This window comes from Enterococcus spodopteracolus (genome assembly GCF_030441955.1).
Classification (GTDB): domain Bacteria; phylum Bacillota; class Bacilli; order Lactobacillales; family Enterococcaceae; genus Enterococcus_B; species Enterococcus_B spodopteracolus.
This window is the reverse complement of sequence record NZ_JARJHD010000183.1, coordinates 1-255: the sequence shown is the minus strand read 5'-3', so window position 1 is coordinate 255 and position 255 is coordinate 1. Positions and strand designations below refer to the sequence as shown.

At 28.6% G+C, this 255-nt stretch carries 1 protein-coding gene; it reads right to left on the bottom strand.

Going from position 1 to position 255, the window contains the following annotated elements:
* On the bottom strand, nt 1-255 hold a 255-nt coding region (locus tag P3R27_RS15635; protein WP_301399230.1), incomplete at both ends, for a hypothetical protein.

The following is a 255-nucleotide window of genomic DNA, read 5'->3' as shown; positions in this document are numbered from 1 at the left end:
TTAAAGATTTCTCATTAATCATAATTTGATCATCGTTGATTATTTTTTCACGAGTGTGTTCAATTAATGCCTGAATATTTACTAAGTCTTCATGTTCTTTTAAATGGAGAAGCCTGATACAGAAAACCTTCATTGAATTATATGAATCAATTTCAGCGGAACTGTCCAGCTTTCTTTTTACAAGAATAAACAGTTGGTAAATAGCAAATGATAAGAAAAATCTTTCTAAAAGCACTTCAATTTGATTTTCTCCAT